Source organism: Serratia sp. K1WW1 (assembly GCF_055790865.1).
In genome coordinates this window covers 543031-560138 of record NZ_CM147697.1, presented here as the reverse complement: position 1 = coordinate 560138, position 17108 = coordinate 543031, and the positions used below count along the sequence as shown (strand labels likewise).

The following is a 17108-nucleotide window of genomic DNA, read 5'->3' as shown; positions in this document are numbered from 1 at the left end:
ACAGACCTTGATGCTTTAAACACCCGGTTCCTGATGCAGCCGTTTACACGCCGTCCCGTCCTCGCGGAACAGGTGGCAGCGGTGTGGCGGCAGGCCGATGGCGAATGTTGCACCTTCTTCTACCAGCACCACGTCGTTCTGGCGGTAAACCAGGTTTTGACGAATTGCCGGAATTTGGATATGGATTTGCGTCTCGTTGCCGAGCTGCTCCACCACCTGTACTTCACCCATCAATGTCACTTCAGACTCGGAACTCGGTAACAGATGTTCTGGGCGGATACCCAACGACAGGTTGGCCCCAACCTCAATGCCCTCCCCTTCAACCGGCAGCCAGACCAATTGACGATTGGGCATAGGCAGTTCGATCTGTACCCGCAGCGCTTCCACACCGGTCACCTTCACCGGCAGGAAATTCATTTTTGGCGAGCCGATAAAGCCCGCGACAAAGCGGTTGGCCGGGTAGTGATAGAGTTCCAGCGGCTTGCCGATCTGGGCCACACGCCCGGCGTCCAGCACCACGATTTTGTCGGCCAGCGTCATCGCTTCAACCTGATCGTGAGTGACGTAAATCATGGTGCGCTGCAGCCGCTTGTGCAGACGTGAGATCTCAATGCGCATCTGCACCCGCAGTGCGGCATCCAGGTTGGAAAGCGGCTCGTCCAGCAGGAACACATCCGGCTCAGCCACCAGCGTACGGCCAATCGCCACACGCTGACGCTGCCCACCGGACAGGGCTTTTGGGCGTCGGTCCAGCAAATGCGCTAATTGCAGCACTTCGGACACCTGATTAACTCGCTGATTAATTTCCGCTTTTTTAGCCCCGGCCAGCTTCAGGCCAAACGACATGTTGTCGGCCACGGACAGATGCGGGTACAGCGCGTAAGACTGGAACACCATGCCGATACCGCGCTCGGAAGGCGGCACCTCATTCATCCGTTTTTCACCGATGAACAGATCGCCAGAGGTTATATCCTCAAGCCCGGCGATCATGCGCAGCAACGTTGATTTACCGCAGCCGGATGGCCCGACGAACACCACAAACTCGCCGTCATCGATAGTCAGATTGACGTCTTTGGAAATCACAACCTCGCCGAAGGCCTTATAAACGCTGCGCAGTGTGACGCTAGCCATGCGTAACTCCCCTGCTTTCGCAGTTAACATTTCGTGTAAAGATGGCGGAACCGAAGCCCGCCAAGACCCATTGATGACCCTCTTGCTGCGCACCGTACTGCCATGCCATAGGCTTGGTCGCCTCAGCCGGTGCGGCCGGCTGAGTATAAGGCTGTAGGTTGATCAGCGCTTCAAGGCATTGATCCTGATGGGTAATAAGTAAGCGAATAACGCCATTTTCCTGGCTGATCCGGTTCAGAACACCACATTGGATCAGCGGGTGCTGACGCAGGGCCAACAGGGCCTGGCAGTAACGTAAGGTTGAATGGTGGTCGTGTTGCTGGCGGCTGATGGCCAGCGCACGGTGTTCTATCGCCACCTGTTGGTACCAGTGGACCTCTCCTGCGGTAACCTGCTCCGGCGCTTCATGCCAAGGCATCGGGGTTTGTGCCCCCTGCGGTTCTTGCAGATCCGCCGCGTGTGGCAAGCCCAGCTCTTCGCCCTGATACAAACAGATAGGAGCGGGCAGTAATGCCAGCAGGGTCAGGAAAGCCTGTGCAGAACGCAGATCGCCTTGTCCCCAATGGCTGACCACCCGCGGCTGATCGATTTCGCCGGTGCTCCAGACTTTTTCACCCAGTTGGTGACGATGGGTATGTAATACCTCCACCAGTTTTTCGCAGCTGAACGGCACCACTTCCAGCGCCAACGCGCTGCGGGCATAGTGCTGTTCGGGAGCGGCACTGCGGCAGATACGCTGAGTGCCTTCACTGTGCCAAAGTGCCAGCCCGTGCCCGGCTACTTCCGCTCCAGCCTCTGGCGATAACGCCTGCGGCAATAACAGCCCGTCCACCGCCAGTGCTTTCAGATAGGGCAGCGCCGCCATCATGCCGTGCATGTCGCCCACACCATCGCCGTTTCCATCGCGGAAACTGACCGGATGGATCCGGTACAGCGTGGGGTGAGTGGCGGTACGCACTGGTGACATAGGTCCGGGTTCCTGCAGCGTTAGGCGGTAAAAATCAATGTTGCCAATAGTGGGGTAACGGCAAGAAGGGGTAATCATCCGTAACAGAATTTTTCATGGGGGAGGAGATGGGAGGATGAGAGAACGACGATGCGCGGCGAAAGTTCCCGGCATAAGGCAAATCTGTGATCTTCCTTGCAAAAATAGCCCTGCCTTTTCGTGTCCGACACCACAGAATAGGGCGGTTTGTTAGCTGGATCACACTACTCAGGCATGGGGCGTAGACGGGGGGAGGATGAGAACACCGCGGGTTGTGACCCACTATTAGCGCGTAACCGCTCTCCTTACCGCAGTCCCCACAGAAGGATTGGATTTATGAATCGCACAATGACAACAACCGTACGCACGCTTGCGCTTTCAGCATTAACGACGCTGGTGCTCTCCTCCTCCGCTTTCGCCAAAATAGAAGAAGGCAAACTGGTTATCTGGATCAACGGCGATAAAGGCTATAACGGCCTGGCCGAGGTGGGTGAAAAGTTTGAGAAAGACACCGGTATCAAAGTGACCATCGAACACCCGGACAAACTGGAAGAGAAGTTCCCGCAGGTTGCCGCTACCGGTGACGGCCCGGACATCATCTTCTGGGCTCACGACCGTTTCGGGGGCTACGCTCAATCGGGCCTGTTGGCAGAAATCCATCCTTCCAAAGCCTTCCAGGAAAAAATCTATCCGTTCACCTGGGATGCGGTACGCTTTGACGGCAAGCTGATCGGTTACCCGATCGCGGTGGAAGCCCTGTCGCTGATTTATAACAAAGACCTGATCAAAGAAGCGCCAAAAACCTGGGAAGAGATCCCGGCGCTGGATAAAGAGCTGCGCGCCAAAGGCAAAAGCGCCATCATGTGGAACCTGCAAGAACCCTACTTCACCTGGCCAGTCATTGCCGCCAATGGCGGTTATGCCTTCAAGTTTGAAGATGGCAAATACAACGTCAAAGACGTGGGCGTAGCCAACGCCGGTTCACAGGCTGGCCTGCAGTTCATCGTCGATCTGGTGAAGAACAAGCACATCAACGCCGATACCGACTACTCGATTGCCGAAGCCGCTTTCAACAAGGGCCAGACGGCGATGACCATCAACGGGCCTTGGGCCTGGACCAACATCGAGCAAAGCAAAATCAACTATGGCGTCACGCTGCTGCCAACCTTCCAGGGCAAGCCGTCCAAGCCGTTCGTTGGCGTGCTGACCGCGGGCATCAACGCCGCCAGCCCGAACAAAGAGCTGGCGACCGAGTTCCTGGAGAACTACCTGATCACCGATCAGGGCCTGGCTGACGTTAACAAAGACAAACCGTTGGGTGCCGTGGCGCTGAAATCGTTCCAGGAACAGTTGGCAAAAGATCCGAAGATTGCCGCCACCATGCAGAACTCGCAAAACGGCGAAATCATGCCAAACATCCCGCAGATGAGTACCTTCTGGTATGCGATGCGTAGCGCCGTGATCAACGCCATCACTGGCCGCCAGACGGTGAAAGCCGCACTGGAAGATGCTCATACCCGTATCACCAAGTAAGACCCTGGCCATTGGCGGGCTGTGATGCCCGCCTTTGCCCTGCTGTGTGAGAGGCCGTTGGCTTCTCGCGGTAACACCTGAAAGGAAAGCCCTATGCAACTTGCTCACGCCGGAACTCCTGCGCGAAAAAAATCGAAGTGGTGGCAGAGTGACCTACTGAAATGGCTGATTGTCGGCCTGTTCAGCCTGGTGACCTGCTATCTGATTGTGGTGATGTATGCACAGGGAGAATATCTGTTCGCCATCCTGACGCTGGTGCTGGTCAGTGCCGGACTCTACGTGTTTGCCAACCGCCGTGCCTATGCCTGGCGCTACGTCTATCCAGGCGTCGCCGGAATGGGGCTGTTCGTCCTGTTCCCGCTAATCTGTACCATCGCCATCGCCTTTACCAACTACAGCAGCACCAACCAACTGACCTTTGAACGCGCTCAGTCGGTGCTGATGCAACGCCAGTTCCAGACCGGTAAAACCTTCACCTTTGGGCTGTATCCGGCAGAAAACCAGCAGTGGCGTCTGCAGTTAACTCATCCGGACAGCGGTCAGTTACTGATTTCCGAGCCGTTCAGCCTGAACGCCACCGAGCCACAAACATTGAAATTGGCGGTAGAAAGCACGGAGCCTGCCGGTGAGCGTGCTACGCTGCGCGTGATCACCCAGAATCGCCAGACGCTGAGCCAGCTTGTCGCCATCCTGCCTGAAGGTGGTGAGCTGCGCATGAGTTCCCTGCGCCAGTTCTCCGGTACCAGCCCGTTATACACACTAGGCAAAGACGGCACGCTGATCGATAACCAGACTCAGCTACAGTATCGCCCTAACCCGGATATCGGTTTCTATCAGGCCATCAACGCCGAGGGTAATTGGGCCACCGACACCCTCAGCCCGGGTTATACCGTTACCATCGGCTGGAAAAACTTCTTACGGGTGCTCAACGATGAAGGCATCCAGAAACCGTTTATCTCCATCTTTGTCTGGACCATTATTTTCTCGGTGATGACCGTGATCCTCACCGTGGCCGTAGGCATGGTGCTGGCCTGCGTGGTGCAGTGGGAGGCGCTGAAAGGCAAAGCGGTGTATCGGGTGTTGCTGATCCTGCCCTACGCGGTGCCTTCGTTTATTTCTATTCTGATTTTCAAAGGGTTATTTAACCAGAGCTTCGGTGAAATCAACCTGATGCTCAACGCGCTGTTCGGTATTAAACCGGCCTGGTTTACCGATCCGCTCACCGCCAAAAGCATGATCCTGGTCGTCAATACCTGGCTGGGTTATCCGTACATGATGATCCTGTGTATGGGCCTGCTGAAAGCCATTCCCGACGATCTGTATGAAGCCTCGGCAATGGACGGCGCCAGCCCGATGCAGAATTTCTTCCGTATCACCTTGCCATTGCTGATCAAGCCGTTGACGCCGCTGATGATTGCCAGCTTTGCCTTCAACTTTAACAACTTCGTGCTGATCCAACTGCTGACCCGCGGCGGGCCAGACATGATCGGCACCACCACACCGGCCGGCTATACCGATCTGTTGGTGAGCTATACCTATCGCATCGCGTTTGAAGGCGGTGGGGGTCAGGACTTCGGGCTGGCGGCGGCCATTGCCACGCTGATTTTCCTGTTGGTTGGCGCACTGGCGATCCTGAACCTGAAAGCCAGCAAGATGAACTTTGACTAAGGGAGAACGACAATGGCCATGGTGCAACCCAAATCCCAGCGCGTACGCCTGTGGATCACCCATATTCTGATGCTGAGCTTTATTGCCCTGATCATGTTCCCGTTGCTGATGGTAGTGGCGATTTCGCTACGCTCCGGTAACTTTGCCACCGGCAGTCTGATCCCGGATCAGATCTCCTGGGACCACTGGCGGCTGGCGCTGGGGATGAGCGTTACCCAGGCGGATGGCAGTATCACCCCACCGCCTTTCCCAGTGCTGTTATGGCTGTGGAACTCGATTAAAGTCGCGGCGATCACCGCCGTGGGAATAGTGACGCTCTCTACCACCTGTGCCTACGCCTTTGCCCGCATGCGTTTTCGTGGCAAAAGCACCCTGCTGAAAAGCATGCTGATCTTCCAGATGTTCCCGGCGGTGCTGTCTTTGGTCGCGCTGTACGCCCTGTTCGATCGCCTGGGGCAGTACATTCCGTTTATCGGCCTCAATACCCATGGCGGTGTGATATTCGCCTATATGGGCGGTATTGCGCTGCACGTCTGGACCATTAAAGGCTACTTCGAAACCATCGATAACTCGTTGGAAGAAGCCGCCGCCCTGGACGGTGCTACACCTTGGCAGGCGTTCCGCCTGGTGCTGCTGCCCCTTTCAGTCCCGATCCTGGCGGTGGTGTTTATTCTGTCGTTTATCGCGGCGATCACCGAGGTGCCGGTAGCTTCACTGTTGTTACGTGACGTGAACAGCTACACACTGGCCGTCGGCATGCAGCAATACCTCAATCCGCAGAACTATCTGTGGGGTGACTTTGCCGCCGCCGCTGTGCTGTCCGCCATTCCGATCACCGCCGTATTCCTGCTGGCGCAGCGCTGGTTGGTCGGTGGCCTGACGGCGGGAGGGGTGAAAGGTTAATTTATGCCACTGCAATACGTTTGATGTACTTTGCTTCTCTCTATGAACTGTGTCTTTGGCGGCCTCTGCTGGGCCGCCATTTTTATTTTTACTCCCGCTTCAGCCGATCGGTGTTGGCCAGATACAAGGTTACTACCAGTAATAATATGGCTGCGGAATAAATCAACGTGTCGAAAGGGTTCTCATGATCAACGATGATCAAACGAATAATCGCGGTAATACCGATATAGATAAAGTAGCGTAGCGGGAAGTGATAGCCCGACTCAAAGTATTTAACAATCAAGGCGATAAATTCGAAGTAGAGGAAATAAATCACGATCCCCTCAATCAGCTGATACGAAGAAGACTCCTCGTTGCTGACGAATAATACTTTCGCCAAATGAAAGGTTTCTTTGACCAAAAAAACCACCAGAATCGCCGCCAACAGCAGCAACCCCACGTTCAGTACCCGCTGTAACCCTTTGGCGATCATCAATGATCGCGATGTTTTTGCCATGACTTCTCCCGTCGTTCGGCCAGTTATTAGTGCAGAAAATGCCTAATGGGCTTTTTCCTAAAGTTGCCCTGAGGGTTTATCTTCAGGCGAATTTCCCTATTTTCAATTAGTTGTGTGAATTGATTACGCTTGTATATATTTGTAGCAAATTGAAATGTCCTCTATCATGGGCGTAGTCTCAGGCATTATGCCTCCAAATTCCCGTAATCTAGAAAGGAACTTTCATGCGAGCTAAACTCCACGCACTGGTCGCGGCAGGCCTTTTCACCTGTTCGTTTGCCAGCTACGCCGGCGGACTGGTGACTCCTGATAACGATCTGCGCAATGACCTCGCCTGGTTATCCGATCGCGGTGTGATTAACGTCAGCCTGTCTACCTGGCCGCTAAGCCAGGAAGAGATCAACTCGGTGCTGGCGCAAGCCAAGCCGGTGACCAACACGGAAAAAACCGTCATTGACCGCGTACAGCGCCGGGTGGGTGACTTAAAAGCCAATATTACCGTCACCGGTTATACCTCTACCGACAAACCGGGCACGCCGCAGGGCTTCGGCCAGAGCCACTATGCCGACAGCAGCCTGACCATCGGCGCCGGTGCCAACGGTGAGTTCTGGGACGTGCGCCTGCAAGGCGCCGTGGAAGGCGATCAGCGCGTCTCTGATGGTTCCAAATTCAACCTGAACGGCTCATACGGTGCCATCAAAGTGTGGAATCAGTGGCTGTCATTCGGTGAAGTCTCTCAATGGTGGGGCCCTGGCTATGACGGCAGCCTGATCCGTTCCGACGCGGCGCGCCCGGTGGCTGGCTTTATGCTGCAACGTGCCGATCAATCCCCGTTTGAAACGCCTTGGCTGTCCTGGATTGGTCGTTGGCAATATCAGATCACCGCAGGCCAGTTGTCTCAATATACCGCAGTACCTAACACCAAGCTGATCGGTGGCCGGCTGACCATGATGCCAACCGACTTCCTTGAGCTGGGTGCCTCACGGATTATGCAGTGGGGGGGGGATGGTCGTTCACAATCCTTCAGCTCATTCTGGGATGGCTTTACCGGCCGCGATAACGACGATTCCGGCCAAGGTAACGATCCGGGCAACCAGCTTGCCGGTTTCGACTTCAAGCTGAAAATGCAGCCGTTGATCGGTATGCCGGTCAGCCTGTATGGGCAGTTGGTGGGTGAAGATGAGGCAGGCTATCTGCCATCACAGAACACCTACCTGCTTGGTCTGGAAGGCCACCCAGAGTGGGGTCCAACCGTCATCAACTGGTATATCGAAGGGGCTGATACCCGTGCCGATATGAGCCGTAAGAATTATGTCTATACGCACCATACCTATAAAGACGGCTACTACCAGCAGGGTTACCCGCTGGGCCACGCTATGGGCGGTGACGGTCAGATGCTGTCCGGCCGTGTAGAGCTGGTGCTGGACGATGGTCAGCGCTGGAGCACTCGCCTGGTGTACGCCAAGGTGAACCCGATGAACCAGAGCATCAACCAGGCATTCCCGAAATCCGACACGCTGAAAGGCATTCAGTTGGGTTGGGGCTATAACTTCGCTCACCAGGTGAAGTTTGATACCAGCCTGTGGTACACCGATAACAACAATAGCACCGCCGATGACGTGGGTGCCGGTGTCAGCCTGGCAGTACCGATCAATCTGTAATCCCTGCAGATGTCAAAAAACCCGCCGCGGCGGGTTTTTTATTGGCTGCTATTCAGAGCAACTTAACGCCAGGCTTTAAAGCGATTGATCAAGCCGTTGGTTGAGGTGTCGTGGCTGGTCACCGCTTCTTTACCCGCCAGTTCCGGCAGAATACGGTTAGCCAGCTGTTTACCCAGCTCTACGCCCCATTGGTCGAAGGTGAAGATGTTGAGGATCGCGCCTTGGGTGAAGATCTTGTGCTCATACAGGGCGATCAGGCTACCCAGGCTGAACGGCGTGATCTCGCGCAGCAGGATGGAGTTGGTTGGGCGGTTGCCTTCAAACACTTTGAATGGAGCAACGTGCTTGACCTCTTCCGGCTTTTTACCCTGTGCGGCGAACTCTTCCTCAACCACGTCCAGTGACTTACCAAACGCCAGCGCTTCCGTCTGTGCGAAGAAGTTCGACAGCAGTTTGGCGTGGTGGTCGCTCAGTGGATTATGGCTGATGGCCGGAGCGATAAAGTCGCAAGGCACCAGCTTGGTCCCCTGGTGGATCAACTGATAGAACGCATGCTGGCCGTTGGTGCCTGGTTCACCCCAGATAATCGGGCCGGTCTGGTAATCTACCGGGTTGCCGTTACGGTCAACGTATTTGCCGTTAGACTCCATGTTGCCCTGTTGGAAATAAGCGGCAAAACGGTGCATATACTGGTCGTACGGCAGGATCGCTTCGGTTTCTGCGCCGAAGAAATTGTTGTACCAGATACCGATCAGCGCCAACAGCACCGGCAGGTTTTGCTCGGCAGGCGTCTGGGCAAAGTGCTTGTCCATCTCATGCGCACCGCTCAGCAGTTGCTCGAAGTTTTCAAAGCCCAGAGACAGCGCGATAGACAGGCCGATTGCCGACCACAGAGAGTAACGGCCACCCACCCAGTCCCAGAATTCGAACATATTGTCGGTGTCGATACCAAACTCGGCCACCGCTTTACCGTTGGTAGACAGCGCGGCGAAGTGTTTCGCGACGTGCTGCTGATCGCCTGCAGTGCTCAGGAACCAGTCGCGCGCGCTGAGGGCGTTGGTCATGGTTTCCTGAGTCGTGAAGGTTTTAGACGCCACCAGGAACAGCGTAGTCGCCGGATCCAACGGTTCTAGCGTTTCGGCGATATGGGTACCGTCTACGTTGGAAACAAAGTGCATGTTCAGGTGGTTTTTATACGGGCGTAGCGCTTCGGTTGCCATATAAGGGCCGAGATCTGAACCGCCGATGCCAATGTTGACCACGTCGGTAATCGGTTTGCCGGTGTAACCTTTCCAGTCACCACCGATGACACGGTCGCAGAACTGTTTCATCTTGGCCAGCACCGCATTGACTTCCGGCATCACATCCTTGCCATCAACAATGATTGGCGTGTTACTGCGGTTACGCAGCGCAACATGCAGCACGGCGCGATCTTCCGTACGGTTGATTTTCTCACCGGAGAACATCGATTTGATCGCGCTTTGCAGGTCAGTTTCTTTCGCCAGTGCCTGCAGCTTCTCCAGGGTTTCTGCGGTGATGCGGTTTTTGGAGTAATCCACCAGCATCTGATCGTTGAAAGTGGCAGAGAACTTGGAGAAACGCTCACTATCCTGAGCAAACAGGTCACGGATCTGGACGTCTTTGATTTGTTCGAAATGTTGCTGCAGGGCTTGCCAAGCAGCGGTTTGACTAGGATTGATATTTTTCATAGCGGCGCTCTTATGCTTGAGAATGAATATGAGGTGATGGACCGATTGTAGCCTGTTCGACTGTGATTATGATCTCTTTTCTTGCGATAGGCGTTAACTCTCGGACCGCCGCACCCCATTTTTACCTTTCCACAACAATCTGCTGATATTTCACCTAACAGCCTGTTATCACTACGCTGAAACGTCCCTCTCATCACGCTTTTCGCTTAATGCGCAGTCCGCAATATTCGGTCGCTTTGCTCCCTGCAGAGCGCAGATGAAAATCCCTCAGCGTCTACCCGTTGACAGTAGCCAATAAACCCGTTATTCCTAACAGCCTACTTGCACATCCACTGTGCAAGCCAGAAGAGGCGCGTCGCCCAGGTAGAGTGTCAGAGGAGCCATTATCCGATGACGGCACTGGAGGGGGAGCGACGCCGAGGCGAGATGCTTACGGCAATCATCACGTCGGCTACAGGGGCTGAATCCCCTGAGTTGTCACCATGGGCTGCTCTGTATGAGCAGTCAGCAAGGTGGGGCGCTTCTGGGTGTATCGTAGCCTCAACCTCTACGCCTGCTCCCTGTTTACCGCTCTTCCCTTGTGCCAAGGCTTATGGAAATTAAATGCCAATTTGAATGGCGTCCCTGACACGAGGTTTTACATGACTCAAGCAGCACCCCAAAACGCAACCGTAGTAGCCAAATTCGGCGGCACCAGCGTGGCCGATTTCGAGGCGATGAACCGCAGCGCCGACGTGGTACTTTCTAATCCTGAAGTTCGCTTGGTGGTTTTGTCCGCCTCTGCCGGTATCACCAACCTGTTGGTAGCCCTGGCCGAGGGTTGCGACGCCGACAAGCGCAACGAACAACTGGCCGAAATCCGCCGCATTCAATACGCCATTCTCGATCGCCTCGATAACCCGATGGTGATCCGCGAAGAAATCGACCGCATGCTGGAAAATATCACCACGCTGTCGGAAGCCGCTGCGCTGGCCACTTCTGCCGCACTGACCGATGAACTGGTCAGCCATGGCGAGCTGATGTCTACCCTGCTGTTTGTAGAAATTCTGCGCGACCGTAAGGTACAGGCAGAATGGTTCGATGTGCGTAAAGTGATGCGTACCGACGACCATTTCGGCCGCGCCGTACCGGACAGCGCTGCGCTGACCGAGTTGGCTCAAACCCTGTTGAAGCCGCGCCTGCAACAGGCGTTGGTGATCACCCAGGGCTTTATCGGCTGTGAACCCAAAGGCCGCACCACTACGCTGGGCCGTGGCGGCAGTGACTTTACTGCGGCCCTGCTGGGTGAAGCGTTAAACGTCAGCCGCGTGGATATCTGGACTGATGTTCCGGGTATTTATACTACCGACCCACGCGTGGTGCCTGCCGCCAAACGTATCGATAAAATTGCCTTTGAAGAGGCGGCGGAAATGGCCACCTTCGGTGCCAAAGTGCTGCACCCGGCCACTCTGCTGCCTGCCGTGCGCAGCAACATCCCGGTCTTCGTCGGCTCAAGCAAAGATCCTGCCGCGGGTGGCACGCTGGTGTGCAATACCACGGAAAACCCGCCGCTGTTCCGCGCGCTGGCCTTGCGCCGCAAGCAAACCCTGCTGACGCTGCACAGCCTGAACATGTTGCACGCGCGCGGCTTCCTGGCCGAAGTGTTCAACATTCTGGCCCGGCATAATATCTCGGTCGATCTGATCACCACTTCCGAAGTCAGCGTGGCATTGACCATGGATACCACCGGTTCCACCACCACCGGCGGCAGTCTGTTAACGACCTCCCTGCTCACCGAACTGTCCTCGCTGTGCCGGGTAGAAGTGGAAGAAAATCTGGCTCTGGTCGCCCTGATCGGCAACAAGCTGTCACAGGCCTGCGGCGTCGGTAAAGAGGTGTTCGGCGTGCTGGATCCGTTCAATATCCGCATGATCTGTTACGGAGCCAGCAGCTATAACCTGTGCTTCCTGGTGCCGGGTGATGATGCGGAGCGCGTGGTACAAACGCTTCATCACAATCTGTTTGAATAACTCTCCAAGGGCGCAGTGCGGTATTGCTACTGCGCCCAACCTCCAATAATCTGTTTATCACCTAAAGAGGCTCAGCACACTGGGCCCACACCACAACAACACACACCACGTTCATTATTGGCAAAGGATAACCCCTCTCATGCTGGCAAAAATCACACGCTTATTCCCGTTATGGGCCGTGCTGCTGTCCATCGCGGCCTATTACACCCCGTCGACCTTTACCGGTATCAGCCCTTACGTCAGTACGCTGCTGATGCTGATCATGTTTGCCATGGGCGTCACCCTGCGCCTGGATGACTTCAAGCGCGTGCTATCGCGCCCCGGCCCGGTAGCGGCGGGGATCTTCCTGCATTACCTGATTATGCCGCTGGCCGCCTGGCTGCTGGCGATGCTGTTCCGTATGCCACCGGATCTCTCCGCCGGTATGGTACTCGTTGGCAGCGTAGCGAGCGGCACCGCCTCCAACGTGATGATCTATCTGGCTAAAGGCGATGTCGCCCTGTCGGTGACCATTTCAGCCGTTTCGACTCTGGTGGGTGTTTTTGCCACCCCGCTGCTGACGCGCCTGTATGTCGATGCCGAAATCAGCGTGGATATCATGGGGATGTTATTCAGCATTCTGCAGATCGTGGTGATCCCGATTGGGCTGGGCTTGATCGTCCACCACAGCTTCACCAAAACCGTCAAGCGGGTTGAGCCCTATCTGCCAGCCCTGTCGATGGTCTGTATTGTGGCGATCATCAGTGCGGTGGTTGCGGGTAGCCAGAGCCATATTGCCTCGGTAGGCTTTGTGGTGATCATCGCGGTGATCCTGCATAACGGCATCGGGCTGCTTGGCGGTTACTGGGGAGGAAAAATGCTCGGGTTCGACGAATCTACCTGCCGTACGCTGGCTATTGAAGTCGGTATGCAAAACTCCGGGCTGGCGGCAACGCTGGGCAAGATTTACTTCTCACCACTGGCCGCGCTGCCGGGTGCGCTGTTCTCGGTATGGCACAACCTGTCCGGTTCACTGCTGGCTGGTTACTGGTCTGGTCGCCCGATCAAAAAACAGGATTGACCCTCTGCCTGAGGCAATGCCCGAGCTTGATCAACAGCCGGGCATTGCCTGACACACCTTGCCACATGGAGGGGGAAACTTATTTCACCGGTAGCGTGGCATCACCCTGCTTAAAGCCGTAACGGCCAAGCGGAGTGATACTCACGGAAGTGACCTTACCTGACACGGTCAGCTTCTTTTCTTCACCCGACATCAGGAAGTAATTCTCCAACGGGACGATTTGCTTTGATGGCAATAAGGTGAGCTGGGGAGCTAAACGCACCACATGCAAGCCGGTATTTTTCACCACCAGGGTCGTCCCGGTTTGAGTCAGTTGCAGATCTTCCCAAGGGGTTTTGCTCACCGCCACCGCTTTCGGTTGTATTATCAGCCCAATACTCTGGCGTACCGGTATACGCGCACTGTTATCCACCGCCTGGCCTACCCCTTCAAAGGACGCCTTCAGCATCACTTCATGGGGTAACACCGCCCCCTGCTTCAACACAAAATTCACCTGCTGACTCTGACCGGCCTCAATCCGGGAAATCGGCGGCGAAACCAAGACAAACTTGCTAAAGCTCTTACCATCCAGATCTTCGACCTTGGTCGCCAACAACATCGGTTCAGACGTCGTATTCTTGATACTGAAGTTTGTCCGCCCGGTACTTTCCTCCAGCACGAGCCCCATACTTTCCAGCTGAAAAGAGGCCTGGGCAGAAGAGATGCCAGCCGCAACCAGCAACATACCGCCGACTACCCGGCCAACCAACCTTGTTATCTTGTTCATCTTTTATCCTGTTTCGCTACTCTTGATTATGCGTGCAATGACGGCCTAATGGCAGACAGCATCCCTCTCTTCATACAACACCGACGGATCAAATTCCGTCGGTACGTCATAACTCACCCGACATTCATCCATATTGACGCGACGCACGCGCAAAACCTTACCAATATCTTCATTGACCAGCATGAGGTTGCCCTCACCAATCAGGGTGCCCAACAGTTGCCCTTTCTCATCATGCACAGATGCGCCGGTGGGCAATATCTCCCCCTGCTCATCGCGGAGAGTGAGTAATAATTGGCGAACCTCGGTGACCCTGAATTGCCTTTTCGCCACGCTGCCGCGCGCCAGCTCCAATTCCTGAGTCGTCGTATCCAGCCGCAGGTTTAACGGTAATGACAAGGTATCTACTTGTGCCTTTAGCGGCGTATAAGGTGTGGCCGAGGGCAGTAACACGTCACCGGAAAAATCGGTAATGCCCTCACCCACGCCAGTGACTCTGGTGCCCGCATACCCTGGCACACTGACGACGATCAACGTATCTCCCACCCGTTGAGGTGACATCACCCAGGTGTTGTTGGCCACCCCCATCGAGCCCGAAGAGAGCAAAGATTGCGACAAGCTCCCCTGGCCGGAATGCGATGCCCCCAACGACAAACGGGTGTAGGCGGTATTTCCACTCAGGTTGCCACTGGTCTGGTAGTCGCCGGCACGATCCCGTGCGATATCCAGATAACCTTTTAACGGCCCCCTGACGTCGCCCTGCCAACTGCTTCCCAGCGTCATTTGCTTGTCCCTGCGCAGTTGCAGGCGATTGTTAACACTCCCTCCACCGAGCGGTAAGCTCATTCCTGCATACAAGGTAGGCTGGGCACGGGACGAAGATTGTAAACTCAGGTTCAACGACGCCACCCCCAGGCTTTTGCCGTAGGCCAGTATGTGCGTCCAGCCTCGGGTGTTATCACGGTAATAGCGCTCATGCGACAGGCTATAGGTAAATACGCCCCATGCCGGGGCATTCCAGGACAGAGCCAGCCCCCCGGAATAACGCAGACGTGACCCTCTATGCCCTTCGGCCCGGCCCGCAGGCTGGCGCAACGCTTCATCTGCATGCTGGAATCCCAGGGTGCGATACTGTGAAGTCAGTGATAACGAAAAGCTTCGGCTCACTGTCAGCCTCCCTTGAGCATCCAGTTGCATACCCTGCTGCCGACCCCGACCGTACACGGCGCTGGCGGATAACCAATTACCTAGCCTATCCCCAATGCCCCCCTGCCAAGCCAGCCGCTGGTATTTGGCCGAGAGCATCCCTCCCATACCAAGCTGCCGGAAACCGTTTAAACTGAACTGTTTCTCCCCCATCAGCAACGCTGGCGCCGAAGCCTGATTTTGCTCCCGATAGCGTCCCACGGCGAACTGATAACCGCTGTGCTGGTCTTGCTCATCGCCGAGCCCTGGCGTTACGGTGAAACGCTGTTGAAACCCTTCGGCATCGGTTACCGTGATCTCCGTCTCCACCCCCGTCGCCGCCTGGCCCAGATTGTCCAGCGCAAAAGGCCCCGCCGGCAGCAGCGTACGATACATCACCTGCCCACGCTGCTTGACCTCCACCATCGCCTGGCTTGATACACTGCCCTGCAGGGGAACCGCTAACGTGGCATGAGAAAGCTGGAAACGTTCACTGGACAACTGCAAACCGGTGATAGGTAGCCCGCCGCTCAGCGAGCCACCGGCACTGAACTCCCCTACCTGGGCCAATGCTCCCCAATGCGGAAAATCCCGCGTTGCCGAGGTTTCATACACATCCAACCGATCCCCAAATTCACTCTTGCTGTAGCTGGAACGATTGCGGATCACCCAGTTGCTGATATTCAGGCCAGGCTCTAACATGGCCTGCCACGTTTGCTGGTTGCCATAACTGCTCTGCATGCGGTTACCGTACAAATCATAATTCAGCATGACGGCATAGCCGCCACGCTGCTCACTACGCAATTTATCTGGATCAAAAGCCTCTTCCGGCAAGGTGAGCTCCACACGGAAGGTGCCGGGAAATACCCGTACCTGGGCCTGTGGCCAGAGTGACTCAATACGTTCACAGTCGCCAAGAGGCGAGGTCAGCTGTAAATGCAACGTTTCGGCTAAACGTGTATCCAGACACAGCTCTCCCTCCTGACCAAAACGCACCTCTTCCTGATAACGTTGCGCAGCATTCACCTCCAGCGTGACCCGGTGAACCCCTGGCAGAAATCGTGAGATCGAAAAGAACTCTGCAATATCCGCGTTATACCCCAGATTCTCTAGGGTTTTTACATCAAATCCAGCTGCCTCCACACGCGCCATCAGCAGAGCCGACAACATCCATGCCACCGATGCACTTAGCCTCATGGGCGATTCTATTCCCTTGCTTACCCAACCAGCTTCGACATAAACAGAGGGGGAGCCCCCCCTCTCAATTAACGTACGACATGGCCTGTAAAAGTTTACAGCCCGAAGCCAAATTCCAAGGTAGTAGAGCCATCCAGGGTGACATCTTCAGTCAGAGTACCGTTCATCGCACTCTTTGGTGCCAAGTAGGCAGTGGCGTTCATAGCGAATGAAAACTCTTTGCCAATAGACACCTCATGGCTCAGAGATTTTGTCCATCCCATGCGTTTATCCTTCTGCGCTATCAACGATGCCTCAGACTTGTCAACGTCGCCATTATCCGTCATAAACATGTGGGTCGGGATCCCATCTACGGTAGGCTGCCTAAATTTTAATTGGTAAAAACCCAGTTTCCCGGTTCCGTTCACATTGCCAAGGCCAAAGAAGGAACCATGTCCACCGTTTTGGGCGGCGGTACCCATGATGTAGGCGGAGTCCGCCCGATTGTCCTTCGCAGTGAATGTCAACGGTGTTGGCGCACTACACTTCACGCGTACAACGCCACCATCGACACGCCCTAACGCACTAACAGCGTCTACAACTGACGATTGTTTAATCTTTTCAAAATCAAACACCCCATTATTCGACACCGACACTTCACAATTTACCGAAGATATTTCGCCAATGACCTTAACCTCAGCGCTTTCTGACGCAAACGCCGCAGCAGAAAGCAGTAACGATGAAAGGGCGGTTAATTGCAGTAGGTTCTTTTTCATCTATCAATATCCTTATGTCTATCATCCGTTTCCTGAACATCAGGAAGCGTATT

Annotated in this window: 13 protein-coding genes and 1 riboswitch; of the genes, 6 read left to right on the top strand and 7 right to left on the bottom strand. The window is 55.2% G+C overall.

Features of this window, described 5'->3' with window-relative positions; genetic code table 11:
• Positions 1–15: 15 nt before the first annotated feature.
• Both malK and ACX9GU_RS02535 read right to left on the bottom strand, forming a co-directional pair.
• A complete protein-coding gene (gene malK / locus ACX9GU_RS02540; protein WP_059199032.1) occupies positions 16–1131 on the bottom strand; it encodes a maltose/maltodextrin ABC transporter ATP-binding protein MalK in 1116 nt (371 codons plus the stop codon).
• Positions 1124–2098: an alpha-amylase family glycosyl hydrolase gene (locus ACX9GU_RS02535; RefSeq protein ID WP_473193760.1), complete on the bottom strand. Its 975-nt coding sequence runs from the start codon at positions 2096–2098 to the stop codon at positions 1124–1126. Before ACX9GU_RS02535 ends, malK begins: the two co-directional genes overlap by 8 nt.
• Positions 2099–2452: 354 nt before the next feature.
• Between ACX9GU_RS02535 and malE the strand changes: the two genes are divergently transcribed.
• From malE to malG, 3 genes are all read left to right on the top strand, one after another.
• Entirely contained in the window at positions 2453–3649 is a 1197-nt protein-coding gene (gene malE / locus ACX9GU_RS02530; RefSeq protein WP_473193759.1) for a maltose/maltodextrin ABC transporter substrate-binding protein MalE, read from the top strand.
• Between the two features lie 93 nt (positions 3650–3742).
• Positions 3743–5317, top strand: a complete 1575-nt coding sequence (gene malF, locus ACX9GU_RS02525; protein ID WP_473193758.1) for a maltose ABC transporter permease MalF — start codon at positions 3743–3745, stop codon at positions 5315–5317.
• Positions 5318–5329: 12 nt separating this feature from the next.
• The gene (malG, locus tag ACX9GU_RS02520) at positions 5330–6220 is read left to right on the top strand and encodes a maltose ABC transporter permease MalG (protein WP_223500470.1); all 891 of its coding nucleotides are present in this window, start codon (positions 5330–5332) and stop codon (positions 6218–6220) included.
• An 88-nt stretch (positions 6221–6308) separates the two neighbouring features.
• Here the strand turns inward: malG and psiE are convergent, their stop codons facing one another.
• Positions 6309–6716 carry a phosphate-starvation-inducible protein PsiE gene (gene psiE / locus ACX9GU_RS02515; protein WP_121608016.1) on the bottom strand — a complete coding sequence of 136 codons (408 nt, stop codon included), beginning with the start codon at positions 6714–6716 and terminating at the stop codon, positions 6309–6311.
• Between the two features lie 224 nt (positions 6717–6940).
• Here psiE and ACX9GU_RS02510 point away from each other — a divergent pair, with 224 nt between their 5' ends.
• A complete protein-coding gene (locus tag ACX9GU_RS02510; RefSeq protein WP_473193757.1) occupies positions 6941–8377 on the top strand; it encodes a capsule assembly Wzi family protein in 1437 nt (478 codons plus the stop codon).
• Between the two features lie 62 nt (positions 8378–8439).
• On the opposite strand, the gene pgi is transcribed toward ACX9GU_RS02510, so the two are convergent.
• Positions 8440–10086 (bottom strand): glucose-6-phosphate isomerase, encoded by a 1647-nt coding sequence (pgi, locus tag ACX9GU_RS02505; protein ID WP_473193756.1) that lies wholly within the window; start codon positions 10084–10086, stop codon positions 8440–8442.
• Positions 10087–10423: 337 nt separating this feature from the next.
• A riboswitch (Lysine riboswitch) is annotated at positions 10424–10617 on the top strand.
• A 110-nt stretch (positions 10618–10727) separates the two neighbouring features.
• Here pgi and lysC point away from each other — a divergent pair.
• On the top strand, positions 10728–12095 hold the full coding sequence (gene lysC / locus ACX9GU_RS02500; protein WP_368438484.1) for a lysine-sensitive aspartokinase 3: 1368 nt from the start codon (positions 10728–10730) through the stop codon (positions 12093–12095).
• Positions 12096–12234: 139 nt separating this feature from the next.
• A complete protein-coding gene (panS, locus tag ACX9GU_RS02495) occupies positions 12235–13155 on the top strand; it encodes a ketopantoate/pantoate/pantothenate transporter PanS (protein WP_071681623.1) in 921 nt (306 codons plus the stop codon).
• Between the two features lie 79 nt (positions 13156–13234).
• Here panS and ACX9GU_RS02490 read toward each other — a convergent pair whose 3' ends face one another.
• The 3 genes from ACX9GU_RS02490 to ACX9GU_RS02480 form a co-directional block, all read right to left on the bottom strand.
• Positions 13235–13921, bottom strand: a complete 687-nt coding sequence (locus ACX9GU_RS02490; protein WP_473193755.1) for a fimbria/pilus chaperone family protein — start codon at positions 13919–13921, stop codon at positions 13235–13237.
• 45 nt (positions 13922–13966) lie between these two features.
• Entirely contained in the window at positions 13967–16300 is a 2334-nt protein-coding gene (locus ACX9GU_RS02485; RefSeq protein WP_473193754.1) for a fimbria/pilus outer membrane usher protein, read from the bottom strand.
• 95 nt (positions 16301–16395) lie between these two features.
• Positions 16396–17055 (bottom strand): DUF1120 domain-containing protein, encoded by a 660-nt coding sequence (locus tag ACX9GU_RS02480; protein ID WP_473193753.1) that lies wholly within the window; start codon positions 17053–17055, stop codon positions 16396–16398.
• Positions 17056–17108: the final 53 nt, after the last annotated feature.